The 21,205-nt window shown below is 70.7% G+C and carries 23 protein-coding genes; 8 read left to right on the top strand and 15 right to left on the bottom strand.

What is annotated here, in order from left to right; genetic code table 11:
- Nucleotides 1–39: 39 nt before the first annotated feature.
- The 4 genes from hpt to dacB all read right to left on the bottom strand — a co-directional run bounded on the left by hpt (nt 40) and on the right by dacB (nt 4,767).
- A complete protein-coding gene (gene hpt, locus ACZ5TL_RS24420) occupies nt 40–600 on the bottom strand; it encodes a hypoxanthine phosphoribosyltransferase (RefSeq protein ID WP_094057060.1) in 561 nt (186 codons plus the stop codon).
- Nucleotides 601–660: 60 nt separating this feature from the next.
- The gene (gene tilS, locus ACZ5TL_RS24425; RefSeq protein ID WP_468592338.1) at nt 661–1,737 is read right to left on the bottom strand and encodes a tRNA lysidine(34) synthetase TilS; all 1,077 of its coding nucleotides are present in this window, start codon (nt 1,735–1,737) and stop codon (nt 661–663) included.
- Between the two features lie 196 nt (nt 1,738–1,933).
- On the bottom strand, nt 1,934–3,061 hold the full coding sequence (locus tag ACZ5TL_RS24430; protein ID WP_468592339.1) for a zinc-dependent metalloprotease: 1,128 nt from the start codon (nt 3,059–3,061) through the stop codon (nt 1,934–1,936).
- Between the two features lie 83 nt (nt 3,062–3,144).
- Nucleotides 3,145–4,767, bottom strand: a complete 1,623-nt coding sequence (gene dacB / locus ACZ5TL_RS24435) for a D-alanyl-D-alanine carboxypeptidase/D-alanyl-D-alanine endopeptidase (protein WP_468592341.1) — start codon at nt 4,765–4,767, stop codon at nt 3,145–3,147.
- 79 nt (nt 4,768–4,846) lie between these two features.
- On the opposite strand from dacB, the gene ACZ5TL_RS24440 reads away from it, so the two are divergent.
- Together ACZ5TL_RS24440 and ACZ5TL_RS24445 are read left to right on the top strand one after the other, a co-directional pair.
- Complete coding sequence (locus ACZ5TL_RS24440; protein WP_468592342.1) at nt 4,847–5,338, top strand: inorganic diphosphatase; 492 nt, start codon at nt 4,847–4,849, stop codon at nt 5,336–5,338.
- Nucleotides 5,339–5,455: 117 nt separating this feature from the next.
- The gene (locus tag ACZ5TL_RS24445; RefSeq protein ID WP_468592561.1) at nt 5,456–7,153 is read left to right on the top strand and encodes a threonine/serine exporter family protein; all 1,698 of its coding nucleotides are present in this window, start codon (nt 5,456–5,458) and stop codon (nt 7,151–7,153) included.
- Between the two features lie 92 nt (nt 7,154–7,245).
- Here the strand turns inward: ACZ5TL_RS24445 and ACZ5TL_RS24450 are convergent, their stop codons facing one another.
- On the bottom strand, nt 7,246–8,193 hold the full coding sequence (locus ACZ5TL_RS24450; RefSeq protein WP_468592344.1) for a DedA family protein: 948 nt from the start codon (nt 8,191–8,193) through the stop codon (nt 7,246–7,248).
- A 134-nt stretch (nt 8,194–8,327) separates the two neighbouring features.
- Between ACZ5TL_RS24450 and ACZ5TL_RS24455 the strand changes: the two genes are divergently transcribed.
- Nucleotides 8,328–8,693, top strand: a complete 366-nt coding sequence (locus ACZ5TL_RS24455) for a YbjQ family protein (protein ID WP_468592345.1) — start codon at nt 8,328–8,330, stop codon at nt 8,691–8,693.
- Nucleotides 8,694–8,712: 19 nt separating this feature from the next.
- On the opposite strand, the gene ACZ5TL_RS24460 is transcribed toward ACZ5TL_RS24455, so the two are convergent.
- Entirely contained in the window at nt 8,713–9,483 is a 771-nt protein-coding gene (locus tag ACZ5TL_RS24460) for a MerR family transcriptional regulator (protein WP_468592347.1), read from the bottom strand.
- A 102-nt stretch (nt 9,484–9,585) separates the two neighbouring features.
- Between ACZ5TL_RS24460 and ACZ5TL_RS24465 the strand changes: the two genes are divergently transcribed.
- Both ACZ5TL_RS24465 and ACZ5TL_RS24470 read left to right on the top strand, forming a co-directional pair.
- Nucleotides 9,586–10,872, top strand: coding sequence for an ion channel protein (locus ACZ5TL_RS24465; protein WP_468592349.1), 1,287 nt, complete (start codon nt 9,586–9,588; stop codon nt 10,870–10,872).
- Between the two features lie 35 nt (nt 10,873–10,907).
- On the top strand, nt 10,908–12,314 hold the full coding sequence (locus tag ACZ5TL_RS24470) for a glutamate decarboxylase (protein ID WP_468592350.1): 1,407 nt from the start codon (nt 10,908–10,910) through the stop codon (nt 12,312–12,314).
- Between the two features lie 11 nt (nt 12,315–12,325).
- On the opposite strand, the gene ACZ5TL_RS24475 is transcribed toward ACZ5TL_RS24470, so the two are convergent.
- Together ACZ5TL_RS24475 and ACZ5TL_RS24480 are read right to left on the bottom strand one after the other, a co-directional pair.
- Nucleotides 12,326–12,547, bottom strand: a complete 222-nt coding sequence (locus tag ACZ5TL_RS24475; RefSeq protein ID WP_468592352.1) for a DUF397 domain-containing protein — start codon at nt 12,545–12,547, stop codon at nt 12,326–12,328.
- The gene (locus tag ACZ5TL_RS24480) at nt 12,498–13,334 is read right to left on the bottom strand and encodes a helix-turn-helix domain-containing protein (RefSeq protein WP_468592353.1); all 837 of its coding nucleotides are present in this window, start codon (nt 13,332–13,334) and stop codon (nt 12,498–12,500) included. The genes ACZ5TL_RS24475 and ACZ5TL_RS24480 overlap by 50 nt, the downstream gene beginning before the upstream one ends.
- 122 nt (nt 13,335–13,456) lie before the next feature.
- Between ACZ5TL_RS24480 and ACZ5TL_RS24485 the strand changes: the two genes are divergently transcribed.
- Both ACZ5TL_RS24485 and ACZ5TL_RS24490 read left to right on the top strand, forming a co-directional pair.
- Nucleotides 13,457–13,783 carry a hypothetical protein gene (locus ACZ5TL_RS24485; protein ID WP_468592355.1) on the top strand — a complete coding sequence of 109 codons (327 nt, stop codon included), beginning with the start codon at nt 13,457–13,459 and terminating at the stop codon, nt 13,781–13,783.
- The gene (locus tag ACZ5TL_RS24490; protein WP_468592356.1) at nt 13,780–14,109 is read left to right on the top strand and encodes a hypothetical protein; all 330 of its coding nucleotides are present in this window, start codon (nt 13,780–13,782) and stop codon (nt 14,107–14,109) included. The genes ACZ5TL_RS24485 and ACZ5TL_RS24490 overlap by 4 nt, the downstream gene beginning before the upstream one ends.
- Nucleotides 14,110–14,128: 19 nt before the next feature.
- On the opposite strand, the gene ACZ5TL_RS24495 is transcribed toward ACZ5TL_RS24490, so the two are convergent.
- The 6 genes from ACZ5TL_RS24495 to ACZ5TL_RS24520 form a co-directional block, all read right to left on the bottom strand.
- On the bottom strand, nt 14,129–14,890 hold the full coding sequence (locus tag ACZ5TL_RS24495) for an ABC transporter permease (protein WP_468592357.1): 762 nt from the start codon (nt 14,888–14,890) through the stop codon (nt 14,129–14,131).
- The gene (locus tag ACZ5TL_RS24500) at nt 14,887–15,837 is read right to left on the bottom strand and encodes an ATP-binding cassette domain-containing protein (protein WP_468592359.1); all 951 of its coding nucleotides are present in this window, start codon (nt 15,835–15,837) and stop codon (nt 14,887–14,889) included. Before ACZ5TL_RS24500 ends, ACZ5TL_RS24495 begins: the two co-directional genes overlap by 4 nt.
- Nucleotides 15,838–15,910: 73 nt before the next feature.
- Nucleotides 15,911–16,552, bottom strand: coding sequence for a PadR family transcriptional regulator (locus ACZ5TL_RS24505; protein ID WP_468592361.1), 642 nt, complete (start codon nt 16,550–16,552; stop codon nt 15,911–15,913).
- Nucleotides 16,553–16,562: 10 nt separating this feature from the next.
- Complete coding sequence (locus tag ACZ5TL_RS24510; RefSeq protein WP_468592363.1) at nt 16,563–17,114, bottom strand: DinB family protein; 552 nt, start codon at nt 17,112–17,114, stop codon at nt 16,563–16,565.
- Nucleotides 17,115–17,216: 102 nt separating this feature from the next.
- Complete coding sequence (locus ACZ5TL_RS24515) at nt 17,217–18,680, bottom strand: aldehyde dehydrogenase family protein (RefSeq protein ID WP_468592364.1); 1,464 nt, start codon at nt 18,678–18,680, stop codon at nt 17,217–17,219.
- 96 nt (nt 18,681–18,776) lie between these two features.
- Nucleotides 18,777–19,601, bottom strand: coding sequence for a helix-turn-helix domain-containing protein (locus ACZ5TL_RS24520; RefSeq protein ID WP_468592562.1), 825 nt, complete (start codon nt 19,599–19,601; stop codon nt 18,777–18,779).
- Between the two features lie 354 nt (nt 19,602–19,955).
- Between ACZ5TL_RS24520 and ACZ5TL_RS24525 the strand changes: the two genes are divergently transcribed.
- Entirely contained in the window at nt 19,956–20,471 is a 516-nt protein-coding gene (locus ACZ5TL_RS24525; protein ID WP_468592365.1) for an ATP-binding protein, read from the top strand.
- A 174-nt stretch (nt 20,472–20,645) separates the two neighbouring features.
- Here the strand turns inward: ACZ5TL_RS24525 and ACZ5TL_RS24530 are convergent, their stop codons facing one another.
- On the bottom strand, nt 20,646–20,864 hold the full coding sequence (locus ACZ5TL_RS24530; RefSeq protein WP_045296613.1) for a DUF397 domain-containing protein: 219 nt from the start codon (nt 20,862–20,864) through the stop codon (nt 20,646–20,648).
- Nucleotides 20,865–21,205: the final 341 nt, after the last annotated feature.

The raw sequence follows: 21,205 nt of genomic DNA on the forward strand, positions 1-21,205 counted from the left end.
GGGGTTCCCGATCACCGTCACGGCACCCCGGCCGGGAATTCAGCCGCCGTACACGTGGGGCGCGAGCGTACCGACGAACGGGAGGTTGCGGTACTTCTCGGCGTAGTCGAGGCCATAGCCCACGACGAACTCGTTGGGGATGTCGAAGCCGACCCACTCCACGTCGATGGCGACCTTCGCGGCCTCGGGCTTGCGCAGCAGCGTGCACACCTTGAGGGAGGCGGGCTCGCGCGAGCCGAGGTTGGAGAGCAGCCAGGACAGGGTCAGGCCGGAGTCGATGATGTCCTCGACGATGAGGACGTGCTTGCCCTTGATGTCGGTGTCGAGGTCCTTGAGGATCCGCACCACACCGGAGGACTGGGTGCCCGCCCCGTACGAGGATACGGCCATCCAGTCCATGGTGACGGGGGTGGACAGCGCCCGGGCGAGGTCGGCCATGACCATCACCGCGCCCTTGAGGACTCCGACGATCAGCAGGTCCTTGCCCGCGTACTCCGCGTCGATCTTCGCTGCCAGCTCGGCCAGCTTGGCGTCGATCTCTTCTTTGGTGATGAGCACCTGCTGGAGGTCGGCACCCATGTCTTTCGCGTCCACCCGCATCACTTTCGGTCGTCCCACCGGCTGCGGCCCCTCCTCCCGACTGCTGGGAGGGGCCGTGCGTCAGCCTTGCCGAATCACCAGTCTGCCACCCTGCCGCCGGGCCACGACCCTGCCGGGGAGGTTGATGGCTCCCTGACCGCGCCAGCCGGTGATCAGCCGGTCGACTTCCTCGATGTGGCGGGCGAACAGCGATCCGGCCGGGGAACCGGCCGCGATGGCGGCCCGGCGCAGGATGCGGCGGCGTACGGCGGGCGGCAGGGCGTAGAGCTTGGCGCACTCCAGGAGCCCGGCGGCGTCGCGGACGGTGGCCTCGGCCCGGGCGGCCCAGGAGTCGAGGGCGTCGGCGTCGTCACGGGAGAGCTGGGCCGTACGGGCGAGGGCCTCCACGACGCCCTTGCCGAGTGCCTTCTCCAGGGCGGGCAGGCCCTCGTGGCGCAGCCGGGAGCGGGTGTAGGCCGGGTCGGCGTTGTGGGGGTCGTCCCAGACGGGCAGGGACTGGACCATGCAGGCCTTGCGGGCGGTCTGCCGGTCGAGTCCCAGGAAGGGGCGGCGGTAACGGCCGCCGGCCCCCGAGACCGCGGCCATTCCGGACAGGGAGCGGATCCCGGAGCCCCGGGCGAGGCCGAGCAGGACGGTTTCGGCCTGGTCGTCGCGGGTGTGGCCGAGCAGGACGGCGGCGGCGCCGTGGCATTCGGCCGCGGTGTCGAGTGCGGCGTAGCGGGCGTCACGGGCGGCGGCTTCGGGTCCGCCGGCACGGCCGACGGTGACGGCGACGGAGTCGACGGGGTCGAGGCCGAGCTCGCGCAGGCGCTGGACGACTTCCGCGGCGCGTGCGTCGGAGCCGGGCTGGAGGCCGTGGTCGACGGTCACGCCTCCGGCCCTGATGCCGAGCTTGGGCGACTCGAAGGCCAGGGCGGAGGCGAGGGCCATCGAGTCGGCGCCGCCGGAGCATGCCACGAGCACGAGCGGCGGGGACGGGGGCACCGCGCTGCCCGAGTGCGGCCCGGAGCCCGGGGGAAGCTCGGGTGAGGGGGCGTGCGGGAGTGCGGCGGGGGTGCGGTGGTGTTCGGTGAGGAGGTCGTGGAGGACGCGGCGGACCGCCAGGCGTATCGCCGCGACCGCAGGATGGGGACCCATGTCCGGTTCCCTTCATGAAGTTTTCGGGGGGTGAGCCCGAGGGCCTGTCACGCAGAGTGTGTAGATGGTGACAGAAACGGGCCGTTCCCCGAGCATCGCACGCCTACCCCTGCCTCACGGTCCCTCGGACGGGTGATTGGAGGGGCGTTCGCCTGCCGTAGGCCGGTTTCCTTTCACGACCTGCCCGCCGTGTTCACTACTCGGCCTTGCGATGCACCCGTGCGATCCAGTCCGCCGGTTTGGCGATCTCCGTCTTGGTGGGGAGGGTGTTGGGCGAGGTCCACACGCGGTTGAAGCCGTCCATGCCGACCTCGTCGACCACGGCCCGTACGAAGCGTTCGCCGTCCCGGTACTGGCGGAGCTTGGCGTCCAGGCCGAGCAGCTTGCGCAGGGCCAGGTCGAGGCGGGAGGCGCCCTTGGCGCGGCGCTGCTGGAACTTCTCGCGGATCTCGCCGACGGACGGCACGACGGCCGGGCCGACGCCGTCCATCACGAAGTCGGCGTGGCCCTCCAGCAGGGACATCACGGCCGTGAGACGGCCGAGGATCTCGCGCTGGGCGGGGGTCTGCACGATCTCCACGAGGGAGCGGCCGTCGTCGTCCTGCTCGGCCTCGGGGCGGCCCCCGGCGAAGCTCTGGGCGGCTTCCCGGACCCGCTCCAGGACGGTCATGGGGTCGACGTCGGTCTCCGCCAGGAACGACTGGATCTCACCCTCCAGGTGGTCCCGCAGCCAGGGCACGGCGGTGAACTGGGTGCGGTGCGTCTCCTCGTGCAGGCACACCCAGAGGCGGAAGTCGTGCGGGGCGACGTCGAGTTCGCGCTCCACGTGGACGATGTTCGGGGCGACGAGCAGGAGCCGGCCGCCGCCGTTTCCGCCGCCCGGGAGTTCGCGGCCGGCGGGGGCGAAGGTCTCGTACTGGCCGAGGACGCGGGAGGCCAGGAAGGACAGCAGCATGCCGAGTTCGACGCCGGTGACCTTGCCGCCGACGGCGCTCATGACCGCGCCGCCGGGGGTGTCGCCGCGCCGTTCCTGCATCTTGTCGAGCAGGGGCCGGAGGATCTCCCGGAACCCGGCGACGTTCGCGCGGATCCAGCCCGGGCGGTCGACGACGAGGACGGGGGTGTCGTGCCCCTCCTCGGTGCCGAGCCGGGTGAAGCCGCGGACGTGTCCCTCCGAGGCCTTGGCATGCCGGCGCAGTTCCGCGACGACGGCCCTCGCCTCGTCGCGGCTGACCTCGGGGCCCGGCCGTACGAGCCGGGTCGCGGTCGCCACCGCGAGATTCCAGTCGACCATGCCGGTTGAAGCACCACCGATGCTCGTCATGCGTCAACCGTACGTGAGCGCCGGCCACTGGGGCAGGGCGGCGAGGGGCCGGCGGCTTTGGAGGGCGTCCGGCGGCCCGCCCGTCACCTGCAGCCGCACGCCGCCAGGGCCGTCGCCACCCTGTCCAGGGCCTTCTGGGTCGCTGCCGCGTTGCCCGGGTCCGTTTCCGTGGCCATGAAGGCGAAGGCCAGCAGCCGGCCCTCCTCGTCGACCAGGGTGCCCGCGAGGGTGTTCACGCCGGTCAGGGTGCCGGTCTTGGCACGGACCACGCCGGATGCTCCGTCCGTGTAACGGGCGGTCAGGGTGCCGGTGAAGCCGGCGACGGGCAGGCCGGTGAGGGCCGGGCGCAGTTCGGGGTGGGCCGGGTCGGCCGCCTTCGCCAGGAGGGCGGTGAGGAGGTCGGGCGTCAGGCGGTCGGCCCGGTTGAGGCCGCTGCCGTCCTTGAAGGCGGCGCCCTTCAGCGGGAGGCCGAGGGCGCGCAGCCGGGAGCTGATCGCCTTGTCCGCGCCGGCGAAGTCGGCCCGGTTGCCGGTGGCGACGGCGGTCTGGCGGGCGAGGGCCTCGGCGATGTCGTTGTCGCTGTGGGTGAGCATGCGTTCGACGAGGGCCGAGAGCGGGGGCGAGGAGACCGCGGCGAGGGTCTCGGCGCGGGTCGTGGCCTTGGACGGGCCGGGGGCGGTGGTCTTGATGCCGTGGGACGTCAGCAGGTCCCCGAAGCGGCGGGCCGCGTCCGCCGCCGGGTCCTTCACGCGCTCGGCCGGACCGCTCGTCGAGTCGTTCGTGCGGGCCTCGTCGACCATCAGGGGGGTGACCGGGGCGAGATTGGGGTTCTCCCCGATCGGGTGCGTCGCGGAGCCCGCGTAGAGGGTCGTGTCGTAGGACAGGATCACCTCGCGCACGCCGCGTTCGGCGAGGGCGGCGGCCGTTTCGGCGGCCAGGGTGCGCAGGCTCGCCAGACCTCCCTGGGCCTTCTCGCGGGCCGTGAGCGTGGGGTCGCCGCCGCCGACGAGGACGACTTCCTTCGTGTCGGGTTCCAGCGCGGCACGCGTGGTGAGGCGGTGGTCGGCGCCCATCGCGGCCAGCGCGGCGACGGCCGTGGCGATCTTCGTCGTGGAGGCGGGCGTGAGCGCGGTGTCCGAGGCGGCGGCGAACAGGCGCCGGCCGGTGGTGACGTCGACGACCGCCGCGGCGGGCCGGGGGCCGAGCGCCGGGTCCTTCAGCAGGGGCCCGAGGGCGTCCGCGAGGGCCTTGCCGTCCGGGGCGGACTTCACGGTGCTGACGCCGCCGAGGCCGGTCAGCACGGGCCCGGCGCTGGGGGCGGGCCGGGGCCGGCCGGGCGCGCCGGGAGCCCTGCCGTGATCTGTGCCACCCGGGCGGTCCAGGGCCACTGCGCGGTCCCGCTCGGCCGTACGCTGACCCGAGGAGTCCCAGGGACCGGCGGCGGTCACCACACCGGCGGTCAGTGCGAGTCCGGCGGTGGCGGCGCCCGCGGTGTACTGCCAGGTCTTCGGCCGTGCGACCCGCGCGACCCGCGGTTTCCCGGCTCGGGTGAGCCGCGCGACACGTGGTTTCGCGGCTCGGGTGAGCCGCGCGACCTGCGGTTTCGCGGCCGCCGCGGCCCGGGCCAGGCACGGTCGTACGGCACCCGCGATCCGCACCACATGCGGTCTCGCGGCCCGCCAAGGCCTCAGCTCTGGCACGACCACCAGCCCCTTTCGCGATCACACACCTGCGTGAGGGACACTTAACCACCAGAACTATGTGCTGATCATGGAGGAGCCACCGGTGGAGTTCGACGTCACGATCGAGATTCCGAAGGGTTCGCGCAACAAGTACGAGGTGGACCACGAGACCGGTCGTATCCGCCTGGACCGGCGACTCTTCACCTCGACCGCCTACCCGACCGACTACGGCTTCGTCGAGAACACCCTCGGCGAGGACGGCGACCCGCTGGACGCCCTCGTCATCCTCGACGAGCCGACGTTCCCGGGCTGCCTGATCAAGTGCCGTGCGATCGGCATGTTCCGGATGACGGACGAGGCAGGTGGCGACGACAAGCTGCTGTGCGTGCCGGCGACGGACCCGCGTGTGGAGCACCTGCGGGACATCCACCACGTGTCGGAGTTCGACCGGTTGGAGATCCAGCACTTCTTCGAGGTCTACAAGGACCTGGAGCCCGGCAAGTCGGTCGAGGGCGCCAACTGGGTGGGCCGTACGGACGCCGAGATCGAGATCGAGCGCTCCTACAAGCGTTACAAGGAGCAGGGCGGTCACTGACCTCTTCTGATGTTCACGGGCCGCACGCCTGCGTGTGCGGCCCGTTCGCCTGTATGTGCGCATACTGAGGCTGGGGAGGGTACTGAGGCTGACGTGTCGTACAGGGAGCGCCAGGCAGTGAAGGACGCGGAGGACCGCAAGCCGAGGTCGGACGAGGCGAGGAGCGGTTTTCTGCCGCCGCCCGGGGCTGCCATTGACGGGGACATGTCGACGACGTCGGAGTTCGCGATCCCCGAAGGGCTGGCCGTCCACAGGACGGTCGCCACGGAGTCCGAGACGACGTCCGAGTTCGCCGTGCCGGAGGGGCTGGGCGTCCACTCGGCGCCCTCCGCGGAGCAGGAGGGCTCGGCGTTCACGCCGCCGAGCACGTACAGCGCGAAGCAGGGACTGTCGGCCTTCACGCCGCCGACCGGGATCCCCGTGGTCAGTCTGACCAAGGACGTGCCCTGGCAGGACCGGATGCGCACGATGCTGCGCATGCCGGTGGCGGAGCGGCCGGCACCGGAGACCGCGCAGCGCGGCGGCGACGAGGCGGGGCCCGCGGTGCCGCGCGTGCTAGACCTGACGCTGCGTATCGGCGAGTTGCTGCTGGCGGGCGGTGAGGGCGCCGAGGACGTGGAGGCGGCGATGTTCGCCGTCTGCCGGTCCTACGGCCTGGACCGCTGCGAGCCCAACGTCACCTTCACGCTGCTGGCGATCTCGTACCAGCCGTCGCTGGTCGACGACCCGGTCACGGCGTCGCGGACCGTGCGGCGCCGGGGTACCGACTACACGCGGCTGGCGGCCGTGTACCAGCTGGTGGACGACCTCAGCGACGGCGAGACGGCCGTCTCCCTGGAGGAGGCCTACCGGCGGCTCGCGGAGATCCGCCGTAACCGGCACCCCTATCCCGGCTGGGCGCTGACCGGGGCGAGCGGACTGCTCGCGGGTGCGGCCTCGGTGCTCGTCGGCGGTGGCCTGATCGTGTTCGTCGCCGCCGCGCTGGGCGCCATGCTCGGTGACCGGCTGGCGTGGCTGTGCGCGGGGCGCGGGCTGCCGGAGTTCTACCAGTTCACGGTGGCCGCGATGCCGCCGGCCGCGATCGGGGTCGCGCTGACGCTGAGCCATGTCGAGGTGAAGGCGTCCGCGGTCATCACCGGTGGGCTGTTCGCGCTGCTGCCCGGGCGGGCGCTGGTGGCGGGGGTGCAGGACGGGCTGACCGGGTTCTACATCACCGCGTCCGCGCGTCTGCTGGAGGTCCTGTACTTCTTCGTGGGCATCGTCGCGGGTGTGCTGCTGGTGCTGTACTTCGGTGTGCAACTGGGGGCGCGGCTGACTCCGGACGCGGCGCTCGGGGTCTCCGACGATCCGCTGCTGCTCATCGGCGCGTCGATGCTGTTGTCGCTGTCGTTCGCGGTGCTGCTGCAGCAGGAACGGTCCACCGTGGTGTGGGTGACGCTCAACGGAGGCGTCGCCTGGATCGTCTTCGGAGCGATGCACTACGCGGGCGACATCTCGCCGGTGGCGTCCACGGCGGCGGCCGCGGGGCTGGTGGGGCTGTTCGGGCAGTTGCTGTCCCGGTACCAGTTCGCTTCCGCGCTGCCCTACACGACCGCGGCGATCGGGCCCCTGCTGCCGGGTTCCGCGACGTACTTCGGCCTGCTGGCGATCGCGCAGAGCGAGATCGACCAGGGGCTGGTGTCGCTGTCCAAGGCGGTGGCGCTCGCCATGGCCATCGCCATCGGAGTGAATCTGGGGTCCGAGATCTCGCGGATGTTCCTGCGGATCGGATCCGCGGAGAAGCGGCGAGCCGCCAAGCGGACCAGGGGCTTCTAGGGACCGGCGCCCCTGGGGCTCGGGGCCTGGCGTCCGTTGGCGGCTGTGGGCCGGTGGGGGGCGCGGTTCCCCGCGCCCCCGGGAATGCCGGTTCAGTAACCGCCGTTGTAGGGCTGCTGGCCGCCGCCCTGCTGCTGCGTGCCGTACGGCTGCGGCCGGCCGCCGCCCTGCTGCTGCGTGCCGTACGGCTGCGGCCGGCCGCCGCCCTGCTGCTGCTGGCCGTAGCCCGGCTGCTGCTGGCCGTAGCCCGGGGCCTGGGGGTACTGGCCGTAGTACTGCTGGTCGTTGTAGCCGTTCTGGTTGTTGTACGGAGGCTGCTGGTGGGGCGGCTGGTCGTCCGGGGTGATGCGGCGGAGCTGGGTCGTCGCGTCGTCCATGACGGGGGGCTGCTGCTCCTGCGCGAGAGCCCCGGCCGCCGCGCGCTTCTTCTTCGAGCGGTCCCGGAGGTACTCGACGATGATCGGGACGACGGAGAGCAGGACGATCAGGATGAGGATCGACTCGACGTTCTTGTTGATGAAGTCGATCTGGCCGAGCCAGTAGCCCGCGACGGTGACGCCGGTGCCCCAGACGATGCCGCCGATGACGTTGTACGTGAGGAACGTGCGGTACTTCATACGGCCGGCGCCGGCGACGATGGGGGTGAAGGTGCGCACGATCGGGACGAAGCGGGCCAGGACGATCGCCTTGGGGCCGTACTTCTCCATGAAGTCATGGGCCTTGTCCAGGTTCTCCCGCTTGAAGAGCCTGGAGTTGGGACGGTTGAAGAGCCTCGGGCCCAGGACCTTGCCGATCGTGTAGCCCACTTGGTCACCGACGACGGCGGCGATCACGATCAGCGTGCAGACCAGCCACAGCGGCTGGGTGATGTACTTGCCCTGCGCGACGAAGAGGCCCGCTGTGAACAGCAGGGAGTCGCCGGGCAGGAACGCGAAGAGGCCGGACTCCGCGAAGACGATGAGCAGAATGCCGGGCAGGCTGAACGTCGAGATCAGATAGTCCGGGCTGAGCCACTCGGGGCCGAGCGCAAGCGTGGTCACGGGGATGTGGCTCCTGCTGCTGTGGGATACGGGCTGGGGCTGACTGCCTCAAAGTATCAACGCAGCCGTCACGACCCAGGTTCCATGGGGTACTCAGGATGCACTGTGGGCCGTCCCGGTCAAAGCTGTGACCCATGGGCATCGATGAATACGGCGGTGGACAGGGCCCCCAGCCCGACGTCCTCGTCGTCACCACGAACGACGTACCCGGCTACCGCGTGCAGGAGGTGCTCGGCGAGGTCTTCGGCCTGACCGTGCGCTCCCGGCACCTGGGGAGCCAGATCGGCGCCGGGCTCAAGTCGATGGTCGGCGGCGAACTGCGCGGGCTCACCAAGACCCTCGTGCAGACCCGCAACCAGGCCATGGAGCGACTCGTCGAACAGGCACGCGCGCGTGGTGCCAACGGCGTGCTCGCGTTCCGCTTCGACGTGACGGAGGCGGCCGACGTGGGCACCGAGGTGTGCGCGTACGGCACGGCGGTGGTCCTGACCCGGGAGTGAGCCACCCCCGGGCCGGGGATCAGGAGGTGTGACGCGCCGTGTTCGCGGCGATCGCGTCCTTCAAGTGCTCGGCGAGGCCCGGGCGCATCGCGTCGTAGAACGCCTTGAAGCGCTCGTCGGAGACGTACATCTCGCCGAGGCAGCAATGCAGCTCGTAGGAACACTCGTAGAACCACGTGCAGATGTGCTGCCGGTGCTCCTCCGCCAGGGCCATGGCCGCCTCGCCGGCAGGTGGTTCGCCGGCGGCCATCAGGGCGCCGTAGCGCTCGCCCCAGTCGGCGGCCTCGCCTTGGATCCGCTGCCAGTCCTCCTTGGTGTAGCGGGCGACGCGGCGCTGCGACTCGGCGTACTCCGCCGTGTCGCCCCAGCGCGCCTCCACCTCGTCGGCGTACTGCTCCGGGTCCTTGTCCCCGAAGACCTCGAACTTCTCCTCGGGCGTGAGGTTGAGTCCCATCGTGCGTGCCTCCATGGCGTGCTCCACGGCCGCCGCCATCTTCCGCAGCTTCTCGATCCGGGCGGTCAGCAGCTCGTGCTGCCTGCGCAGATGTGCGCGCGGGTCAGCTTGTCCACTGGCCAGGTCGTCGAGCAGGGCGGCGACCTCGTCGAGCGGGAAGCCGAGCTCCCGGTAGAACAGGATCTGCTGCAGCCGGTCGAGGTCGCCGTCGCCGTAACGCCGGTGGCCCGCGTGGCTGCGCTCGCTCGGGACGAGCAGACCGATGTCGTCATAGTGGTGCAGCGTGCGCACCGTGACGCCGGCGAAGCCCGCGACCTGTCCCACGGAGTAGCTCACTTCCGCTCCCTTCTTCTTCCGTGCTTCACGGTGGGGCCTCACGCAACGTGAGGTGCAAGCGTGTTTCCGGTTTGTTCCCTTTGATCCCTTTATCGTGTGCCCGTGGTCCAGGACACCGAGCAGCAGGCGCCCTCCGTCACCCCGGCGACCCCCGCGCGCGTGCTGCTGCCGTCGATCCTGCCCGCCGTGACCGTCGGCGTGATGTCCAGCCTGCTCCTGGTGGGGGTGGAGGTCGCCGCCGAGGAGCTCCAGGGCGTGCTGTGGGAGAGCGTGCCGGACGCCCTGGGCATCGGCCGGTACTCCGTGGCGTGGATGTTCGCGGTGCTCGTCGCGACCGGTGTCGCGGTCGGGCTGGTGGTGTGGAAGGTGCCGGGGCACGCGGGCCCGGACCCGGCCACCCTGGGGCTGGACGCGCCCGTCCTGCCGCCCGTCGTGCTGCCCGGGCTGTTGCTGGTGACCGCGCTGATGCTGGCCGGCGGGCCGAGCCTGGGACCCGAGAATCCGATCATCGCCGTGAACGTCGGCCTGGCGGTCTGGCTGGGCGGCCGGGCCCTGCCCCGGGCGCCGGGCCGGATCTGGCCGGCACTGGCGGAGGCGGCGACGATCGGCGCCCTGTTCGGCACGCCCGTGGCGGCCGCCCTGGTGATCTCCGAGGTGCTGGCCCGGCAGGAGACGCGCGGGCTGCTGTGGGACAACCTCTTCGCCCCGCTGACCGCCGCCGCGGCCGGCTCCCTGACCGCCGTCCTCATCGACCACCCGAGCTTCGACCTGAACCTGCCCTCGTTCGGCCGGCCGGGCTGGACGGACCTGCTGGCGGCTGTCGTGGTCGCCGCGGCGGGCGCGCTGCTCGGCATGTGCGCCGTGCGGGCCTTCCCTTACGTGCACGGCGCCTTCCGGCGGCTGCGGCACCCGATGCTGATGCTCCCGGCCGGCGGGGTCGTGCTCGGCGCCCTGGCGGCCCTGGGCGGGCATCTGACGCTGTTCAAGGGGCTCGACGAGATCGCCGAGCTGGCACACGACCCGGACGGCTGGTCGGCCGGGGAGTTCGCCGTCATGACGGTGGTGAAGCTGGCCGCGCTGCTCGTCGCGGCGTCCTGCGGGTTCCGGGGCGGGCGCATCTTCCCGGCCGTGTTCGCCGGCACCGCCCTCGGGCTGTGCGCGCACGCCCTGGTGTCCGGTGTGCATCCCTCGGTGGGGGTGTCCGCCGGGGTGCTCGGGATGCTGCTGGCGATCACGCGGCAGGGCTGGATCAGCCTGTTCGTCGCCGCGGTGCTGGTCGCGTCGCCGGGGATCCTCGCCCTGCTCTGCGTCGCCTCGCTGCCGGCCTGGCTGCTGGTCACGGGCCGGCCGCAGATGCAGCTGCGCCAGGACGGCACACCGGTCCGCTGACCCCGACGATTCCGCACCGACCCCTGGAGGCTCCCTTGCCGCTCAACGAAGGACCCCGTCAGTCCGGCGAAGACCGCCTGTCCGTCAACCCGTTCTACGGCCCCGCCAACCCGGTCGGCGACATGGCCGAGGCCCCGCCCACGCACCGGCTCCCGGACCAGCCCATGGCCCCGGCGACCGCCCACCAGCTGGTCCGCGACGAGCTGATGCTCGACGGCAACGCCCGGCTGAACCTCGCCACCTTCGTCACCACCTGGATGGAGCCGGAGGCCGGGGTGCTGATGGCGGAGTGCCGGGACAAGAACATGATCGACAAGGACGAGTACCCGCGCACGGCCGAGCTGGAGCGCCGCTGCGTGGCGATGCTCGCCGACCTGTGGAACGCGCCCGACCCGGCCGCGGCCGTGGGGTGTTCGACGACCGGGTCGAGCGAGGCGTGCATGCTCGCCGGGATGGCGCTGAAGCGGCGCTGGGCGAAACGCAACGCCGACCGCTACCCCGGGGCCCGGCCCAACCTGGTGATGGGCGTCAACGTGCAGGTGTGCTGGGACAAGTTCTGCACCTTCTGGGAGGTGGAGGCCCGGCTCGTGCCCATGGAGGGCGAGCGGTTCCACCTGGACCCGCAGGCCGCCGCCGAACTGTGCGACGAGAACACCATCGGTGTCGTCGGGATCCTGGGCTCGACCTTCGACGGGTCCTACGAGCCGGTCGCCGAGCTGTGCGCGGCGCTGGACGCGCTCCAGGAGCGGACCGGGCTCGACATCCCCGTGCACGTGGACGGAGCGTCCGGCGCGATGGTCGCGCCGTTCCTCGACGAGGACCTGGTGTGGGACTTCCGGCTGCCGAGGGTGGCGTCGATCAACACCTCGGGGCACAAGTACGGGCTGGTCTACCCGGGCGTCGGCTGGGCCCTGTGGCGGGACGCGGACGCGCTGCCCGAGGAGCTGGTGTTCCGGGTGAACTACCTGGGCGGCGACATGCCGACGTTCGCACTGAACTTCTCCCGGCCCGGCGCGCAGGTCGTGGCGCAGTACTACACGTTCCTGCGGCTGGGCCGGCAGGGCTACCGGGCCGTGCAGCAGGCCGCGCGGGACGTGGCCACGGGGCTCGCCGGGCGGGTCGAGGCGCTCGGCGACTTCCGGCTGCTGACCCGGGGCGACCAGCTGCCGGTGTTCGCCTTCACGACCGCGCCGGACGTCACGGCGTACGACGTCTTCGACGTGTCCCGGCGGCTGCGCGAGAGCGGCTGGCTGGTGCCCGCGTACACCTTCCCGCCGAACCGGGAGGACCTGTCCGTGCTGCGGATCGTGTGCCGCAACGGCTTCTCCGCCGACCTCGCGGAACTGCTCGCGCAGGACCTGGAGCGGCTGCTGCCGGACCTGCGCCGGCAGCCGCGCCCGCTGACCGTGGACAAGGGCGCGGCGACCGGGTTCCATCACTGACGACAGGGCGGTCAGGAGGGAAAGACACCGCTCCTGACCGCCGTGACGAACGTCGACCAAGCGGAGTCCGGGAGGACGATCGCCGGTCCCTGGGGGTTCTTCGAGTCGCGTACGGGAACGACCCGGCGGTGGCCGTCGAGGACCTCCAGGCAACTGCCGCCCTGATCATTGCTGTAGGAGGACTTACGCCACCCCTCCACCGCTCCCGCGTTCGGTATGACTCGGTCGGTCATGACGTTCGCAGTCCCTTGCTGTCGCCCTGAGCAGAGCCAGGGATTCCTTCAGAGGCAAGGCGTTGCCCAACGCGAAATCGTAGCGATGCTGAAGTTCCTGGACGATGGACGGGGAGTCATGGACCCTTCCCATCCACAGGCCCTCACCGTAGGCCACTGGCGGCTGGTCCTCGAACCACATCAGCGTGAGCATGTTGCTCAGTAGTGGGTGGCTGCCCAGCGCAAACGGCAGGACGTGCACCTGGATCCGGCCGACCTCGGCAAGACGTACGAGGTGGTCGAGCTGTTCCGCCATGACATCCGGCCCGCCGATCTGGCGTCGTAGCACCGCCTCGTCCAGCAGCGCCCACACCACGGGCGTCATCGGATCATCGAGGATCTTCGCCCGCTCCAGGCGTGTGACAACGAGCCTGTCACATTCCTCTTCACTCACAGGAGGGAACGACCTGCTCAGAACCGCACGGGCGTACCTTTTCGTCTGGAGGATGCCCGGCACGAACGACAGGGCGAACTCCCGGATCATCACTGCCTGTTGTTCGAGCAGCCGGGCCGCCTCGAAGTAGTCCGCGACCGCCACATCCTCCTGCGGCAGGAAGCTGCTCAGCACGTTCCCCGTGTTCAGAGCGCTGTCCAGCCGCCTCGCGTCCTCCTTGGACGGCACCCGGCGCCCCGCCTCGATGTGCGCGATGTGCGAACGGGTCATGACGGCCATCTCGGCCAGTTGCTGCTGCGTCAGACCGGCCGCCTCGCGCTGCTCCCTGAGCCAGTCGCCGTACATGTGTCCCATCCGGATCAACTCCCCTGTGACAAATGCTCTGTCACGTCTCACCCTCTGGCGAGCCTAGCCCGAGCCCTCTCACTCTGTATGTCGATCGCTACAGACAGCGACATCGATTACGGAGTCACGCCATGCTCGGCGCCATCGCCCGCTTGCTCGAAGCATTGCTTCACCTCGTCCTCCCCGCCACGGGGCGACATCGACTCGCCGCGAGGCACGGATACGACCCTCCGCGCGCGCCGGTCGAGGGGCCGACTCCCCACCGGTTCGGCGCGCGCCCTCTACGCGGTGAGGACAACGCCCTCGTCCGCCCCTACCTCGTCGCACACGAGCGCCGGGAGCGGGAGCGGCGTCGGCGGGCCCGGCGTGGCCCCCTGCTGCTCGCCCCTCAGGGCATCGACCTGCGCCCGTGTCACTCGTACCCGCACCCGATCCACGACATGGAAATGACCGCATGACGGACAACGCCATCACACCGGCGCGGCTGCTGCCCTGGACAAGCCCCGAAGGCAAGCCCTGCTATCTCCTGACCGACGGCAGCGGACGTCTCTCCCGGGCCGCCGACGCCGTCGAGAGCGTCCAACTCGACATGGCCGGTGACCTCCTCGCCCACCTCGCCGACATGCTCGACGACGAGCACATGACCGCCGTTCAACTCCGCTACCTCCTCGCCCGCATGAGCGAGGCCCTGACCGACGTACGCCGCATCGCGGAGAGCAGAGGCGCCCGCCTCCTCGCGTACGCGGACGTCGGGGACGACATGAGAGAGGACAAGGGCCATTGACCACCCATGTCGGCCGGGCTCACCTACTGAGCCGTCCGAACCTCCGCACCGCGAGCGGGAAGAACACCGCCAGCAGGGCCAGTGGCCAGACGACCGCCGCCCACACGTGCCCGGACTCCGCGCCGGGGGTGCCGAACAAGTCCCGTACGGCTGAGGCCGTGTGGGACATCGGGTTCCACTCGACGGCCGTGCCCAGCCAGCCGGGCATGGAGCCGGGGGTGGCCAGGGCGTTGGACAGGAAGCCGATCGGCCAGACCAGGATCTGCACGGCCTGGACCATCTCCGGCTTCCCTGCCACCAGGGCCAGGTGGATGCCGATCCACAGCATGGCGAACCGGAAGAGGAGCAGCAGGCCCACGGCTGCGAGGAGGGCCGCCGGGCCACCCCCGGGACGCCAGCCGAGCGCGGCTCCCACGCCGATGAGCACGACCAGGGCCAGCGCCGACTGGAGCATGTCGGCCGCCGAACGGCCCACCAGCACCGCCCCGTTGGCCATGGGCATCGAGCGGAAGCGGTCGATCACGCCCTTGTTGAGGTCCTGCGTGACGGCGATCATCGTCCCCTCCAGGCCGAAGGCCATGGTGAGCGCGAGCATGCCCGGGATCAGGTAGTCGCGGTACTCGCCGCTCACGCCCCGGCCGCCGCCGATCAGGTAGCCGAACATGAGGAGCAGCATCACCGGGAAGACGAGGTTGACGACCAGCTGGACCGGCTGCCGTCCCCAGCGGGCGAGTTCCCGGCGGGTCATGGTCCAGGAGTCGGTCAGGGCGTAGGCGGTCACGCGGCCTCCTTCACTCGGCGGTCGTCTCCGGTGAGGTGCAGGAACACCTCGTCCAGCGTCGGGCGGCGCAGGGCGACGTCCTCCGCCTCGATTCCGGCCTCCTGAAGGGCCCGTACGACCCCGGAGAGCGCCTCCATGCGGTCGGTCACCGGGGCGCTCAGCAGGCGGCGGTCGGTGTCGACGGTGACTCCGGTGAGGGGCAACAGGGCGACGGCCGCTCCCAGTTGGCCGGCCTCCCGCAGGACCACGTCGATGCGGTCGCCGCCGGTCTCGGCCTTCAGCTCGTCCGCCGTGCCCTCGGCGATGACGCGGCCGGCGTCGACGACCGAGATGCGGTCGGCGAGCTGGTCGGCCTCCTCCAGGTACTGCGTGGTGAGCAGGACCGTCGTCCCGCCGCCGACCAGGGAGCGGACGGAGGCCCACACCTCGGCGCGGCCGCGGGGGTCGAGGCCGGTGGTCGGCTCGTCCAGGAACAGCACCTCCGGTTCGGTGATCAGGGAGGCCGCGAGATCGAGGCGGCGCCGCATGCCGCCGCTGTACTGCCGGACCGCCTTGCGGCCGGTGCCGGCCAGGCCGAAGCGCTCCAGGAGCTCGTCGGCACGCGCGCGTGCCCGCCGGGCGCCCAGGTGGTGCAGCCGGCCGAACAGCTCCAGGTTCTGCCGGCCGCCGAGCTCCTCGTCGAGCGCGGCGTGCTGGCCGAGCAGGCCGATGCGCAGCCGGACGGCGTACGCCTCGCGGACCACGTCGTGCCCGGCCACCTCGACGCGTCCCGCGTCGGGCCGCAGCAGCGTGGACAGAATCCTCACCAGGGTGGTCTTGCCCGCGCCGTTCGGGCCGAGCACCCCGTGCACCGTGCCGCGCGCGACCGTCAGGCCAAGCCCGTCGAGCGCCTTCCTGCCGCCGTACGTCTTCTCCGCGCCTTCGACGGTGATCGCCGTGTCGGCCACCGAACCTCCCTCTCTAGTCAAACTTGACTACATGCTCGAAGGTAAGCCCCTGCGAGCCATTCGTCAAACTTGATTAGTGAGCGTCTCCGGGATGCCGCTCCCCCGTCGCGTACGGGTTCTCCGCGTCCTCGGCCAGCAGGCCGACGAACGGGTCGCCCTCGTCGGCGAAGGTGTAGGCGCCGCCCTCGATGCGCTCGATGAGACCGCGGGTCCACTCGGCCTCGGAATCGGCCGTGTGGACCCACATGTTCATGATCTCGCCGATGTGGCCGAGCTGTCCGGGCCCCCCCTCGGGCACGTAGTGCTCCAGGACGGACGCCCGCCACTGCTCGATCCGCAGGGTCCGCTCCTTGAGCAGGGCGACCGCCTCGGCCCGCGGCAGGTCGACGACGAAGCCGACGGCGGCCGTCTTCACGTCCCCGCGCTGGTCGTAGGTGACCAGCGCGTCCCGCAGCAGCCGGAGGTACTCCTCCCTGCCCCGCCCGGTGATCTCGTACTCCGTGCGCGGCGGGCCGCCGGCCGTGGACGGGGCCACCTCGTGCGCGTGCAGCAGCCCTTGCTTCGCCATCTGCTTCAGGGCGTGGTAGATCGAGCCGGGCTTGGCGGTGGACCACTCGTGCGCGCCCCAGTACTCCAGGTCGTTGCGCACCTGGTAGCCGTGGGCACGGCCGTGCATGCGGACCGCGCCGAGCACGAGGAGACGGATCGCTGACATGCGGTCCAGGTTAGGACCCGGCCGCCACCTGCTGTTCCGCGGCCACCAGCTCGAAGGCCGTCGCGCCGTCCAGCGACTCGCGGATGATGTCGGCGTGGCCCGCGTGCCGGGCCGTCTCGCGGATCAGGTGCAGGCACAGCCAGCGCATCGAGAGCCACTCGTCCTTCGGGTTCCAGGACGTCCTCGGGAACTCGAAGGTGTCGTCGAGGCTGGGCACCGCGCGGATGAACGCCTCCGTCTCGGCGGCCACCTTCTCGTAGTACGCGAGCTGCGACGCCACGGTCTCGTCGCCGGTCAGCCGGAAGCACTCGTGCCAGTTCGACTCGTCCCGGTGGACGGCCGGCGGCTCGCCCTTGGCCCGGGCGATCCAGCCCTGCTCGACCTCCGCGACGTGCTTGAGCAGCCCGGCCAGGGACAGCTCGCTGGCACTGGGGCGGGAGGTCGCCTGCTCGTCCGTCAGACCCAGCAGCGCCCGCCGGACGGCGTCGCGCTGCTCGGCGATGAACGACAGGAGCGCTCCGCGCTCGTCACCGGGTGCCTCGGGTCCCACGTGCTTCACCATGACGGGCCGCCTTTCGTCGGGGTGGCTGCTGCCTGACACCGACGAAACTACGGACCCTTGCGGTCAGGTTCTGGCCGCAAGGGTCCGCCATGCCGAGAGACGTCAGAACGGGAACCGGCTCCGGCCGTGCTGCACGGAGATCCACTTGGTCGTGGTGAAGGAGTCCAGCATCGTCTCGCCGTTGAGCCGGCCGAGGCCCGAGTGCTTCTCGCCGCCGAAGGGGACGATCGGCTCGTCGTGGACGGTGCCGTCGTTCACGTGGAACATGCCCGAGTCGATCTGCTTGGCGAAGTTCACACCGCGCTCGATGTTCCCGGTGTGGACCGCGCCGCTCAGGCCGTACGGGGTGTCGTTGACCAGGCGTACGGCCTCCTCCTCGCCATCGAAGGGGACGAGGAAGACGACCGGGCCGAAGACCTCCTGCCGCAGCAGCGCCGAGTCGGCGGGGACGTCGGTCAGCACGGACGGCTCGACGAGGTTGTCGGTCCGCCCGCCGCGCACCAGGGCCGTGGCGCCCTCGGCGAGCGCCTGCTCGACCACGCCCGCGAGGGCCTCCGCCTGCGAGGAGTTGATGACCGGGCCGATGACGGTCTCCGGGTCGCGGGGGTCGCCCGTCTTGAGGGTCTTCACCTTGGCGACGAACTTCTCGGTGAACCGGTCCGCGACCGAGCGGTCGACCAGGACGCGGTTGGCGGCCATGCAGACCTGACCCTGATGGACGTAGCGGCTGAAGACGGCCGCGTCGACCGCGTAGTCGAGGTCGGCGTCGTCGAGGACGACCAGCGCGCTGTTGCCGCCGAGTTCGAGGACCGAGCGCTTGAACTGCCGGGCGCAGACGGTCGCGACGTGCCGGCCGACCTGGTCGGAGCCGGTGAAGGAGATGACCTTGGGGATCGGGTGTTCGATGAAGGCGTCGCCGATCTCGGCGATGTCGGTGATGAGGACGTTCAGCAGCCCGCCGGGCAGCCCCGCGTCCTCGAAGATCTTCGCGACCAGGGATCCGCCGACGATCGGCGTGTTCTGGTGCGGCTTGAGCACCACGGCGTTGCCGAGCGCGAGGGCCGGGGCGACGGACTTGACCGACAGCAGGAACGGGAAGTTGAAGGGGCTGATCACGCCCACCACACCGACCGGCACGCGGTAGACGCGGTTCTCCTTGCCTTCCACCGGGGAGGGGATGATCCGGCCCTCGGGGGAGAGCGCCAGATGGACCGCCTCGCGCAGGAACTCCTTGGCGAGGTGCAGCTCGAAGGCGGCCTTCAGACGCGTGCCGCCGAGCTCGGCGATGATGGCCTCGGAGATCTCCGCCTCGCGCTCCTCGATGATCCTGAGGGCCTTCTCGAAGACGGCACGCCGGGCGTACGGGTTGGTCGCGGCCCACTGCTTCTGGGCGCGGGCGGCCGCCCGGTAGGCCTGATCGACCTCGTCGACCGTGGCTATGGTGATCGACGCCAGCTTCTCGTCGTCATACGGGTTGAAGTCGATGATGTCCCAGGAACCGGTACCCGGGCGCCACTCACCGTCGATGTACTGCTGTGCAAGGTCGGTGAAGTAGGACGACGACATGTGTGACCCCTCGATCCCTGGCAGACCTCTGACCGCACCTTCACGATCTGATCACACGTCATCGTACTTGTGTTTCAGAGGAGTTGGAGGAGTCCTTCAGGAGAGCTGGAGGAGTCCCCGGAGAAGGTCCCGGCTCTCGGAGGGGCCCGGGCTGTCGCTCTGCAGCTCCTTGAGCGCCTTCTCGTACTGGGCGACGTCCTCGGCCTTGTCCAGGTACAGCGCGCTGGTGAGCTGCTCCAGGTAGACCACGTCCGACAGGTCCGGCTCCGGGAAGCTGAGGATCGTGAACGCGCCACTTTCGCCGGCATGACCGCCGAGGCTGAACGGCACGACCTGGAGGCGTACGTTGGGCCGCTCGGAGATCTCGATGAGGTGCTGGAGCTGGCCGCGCATCACCTCGCGGTCGCCGTAGGGGCGGCGCAGGGCGGCCTCGTCCAGGATGATGTGGAAGTCCGGCGCGCGCTCGTCGACGAGGTACTTCTGCCGCTCCAGCCGCAGCGCCACCCGGCGCTCGACATCGGCCTCGCTCGCGCCCTGCATGCCCCGCCGCACCACCGCGTGCGCGTACGCCTCGGTCTGCAGCAGGCCGTGCACGAACTGCACCTCGTACGCCCGGATCAGCGAGGCGGCGCCCTCCAGGCCGATGTAGGTGGGGAACCAGCTGGGCAGCACGTCCGAGTAACTGTGCCACCAGCCCGCGACGTTGGCCTCCTTGGCCAGGGAGAGCAGGGAGGCGCGCTCCTGCTCGTCCGTGATGCCGTACAGCGTGAGGAGGTCCTCGACGTCTCTGGTCTTGAAGCTCACCCGGCCCAACTCCATCCGGCTGATCTTCGACTCGGAGGCGCGGATCGAGTAGCCCGCCGCCTCGCGCGTGATGCCCCGCGCCTCACGCAGTCGCCTGAGTTGTGATCCGAGCAGCATGCGCCGCACCACCGATCCCGGCTCTCCCGCGCTCACGTTCGCCAGCCTCCCCAACGTCTTCAGGGGCCGAAGTCTGCCACTAAAACACTTCGAGCAGTACTCGTCCGGTTACAGAAACGGAATCGAGACAGCGGACGCACGCGCGCGGGCCGAAGAAGCGGACCGGGGAACACGGCACTGAACGCCGCAGGGGGGCGCGAAGATGACGGAAAAATTGACCAACAAGCGGTACGGGACATCTCATTCCGGTCACCTGCACGTGCATCTGCCCTTGCATCTGCTGTACGCATCCGAAACCATGGTCCCGCACCACCGCCGCATCGCACCGACCGCGAATTCCCGGGAGTGCCTCGCATGGGGACGAATGGATCGACCATGCTCGAGCCGTTACGGCAGGGCCTTCCGCCGCTGGATCCCGCGGCCGTGTCCGACGCCGCCTCCTGTGCGCTGCCCGCCCGCTACGAAGCGGTGCGCGAGGCACGCAAGTTCACCCGCGGCACCCTCGACCAGTGGGGCATGGGCGACCTGTTCGACGACGTCTGCCTGGTGACCTCGGAGCTCGTCACCAACGCCCTGCGGCACGGCCTTCCGGCGAACCCGGTGTGCGGCACGGGCCAGGAGCCCCCGGTACGGCTGCATCTGATGCGGTGGACCGGCCGTCTGGTGTGCGCGGTGCGCGATCCCAGTCACGACAGTCCCGTCGCCCGGGAGACCGACGACTTCTCGGCCGAGTCGGGCCGCGGGCTGTTCCTCGTCGACTCCTTCAGCGACGGCTGGGGCTGGCACCCGCTCACGGGCGCCCTCAGCGGCAAGGTGGTCTGGGCGCTGTTCCGGCTGCCGCGGGCCGGTTCCCGGCCGCACATGGAATAGGAAGCCGCAGGGCATCATCACGTCGCGGTTCTACGCGCGTCACGGCGCGTAGAACGATCGATTGCCCGGAACTTTCCGTTGTCCGGGCCCTCCCGTTGTCCGAACTCTCCGTGGCACCCGTCCGGCCGTCAGCGCGGGATCCGTCCGGATGCCGGCGCGGGGCCCGTCCGGCCGTCAGCCGCCGACCAGGTGGTCGAACTCGCCGTCCTTCACGCCCAGGAGCATCGCCTCGATCTCCGCACGGGTGTAGACCAGTGCGGGACCGTCGGGGAAGCGCGAGTTGCGCACGGCCACGTCACCGCCCGGCAGCCGGGCGAACTCCACGCACGAGCCCTGCGAGTTGCTGTGCCGGCTCTTCTGCCAGGCCACACCATGCAGCCCGGCGGCCGCCATACCGTTGTACGCGTCGTGGTCCACAGGTCGCTCCCGGGTGGTGCACTGGCTGGTGTGGCCATTGATGCAGCGGTCAACTGACCCGGATCATAGCCCTGTTCATGTGCAGATGCATGGGCAGATGCACGTGCACGCGGGGTGGTCCCGCGGTTACAGCTCTGACGACCGCTTGACCAAAGCTCTCCCTTGTTGGACGGCCCTGCCTCACGTCGCGTTCCCGGAGGCCGGCGGCGCAGTCGGCGGGTCCGGCGGCGGTCTGATGGAGGCGGAGCATCCGCTCGGCGGCGGGAGCAGGTGACTGTGCGGCTGCGGGAGGGGCCGGCCGGCGTCCATACGGAAGC

The organism is Streptomyces sp. NPDC033136 (assembly GCF_055578235.1).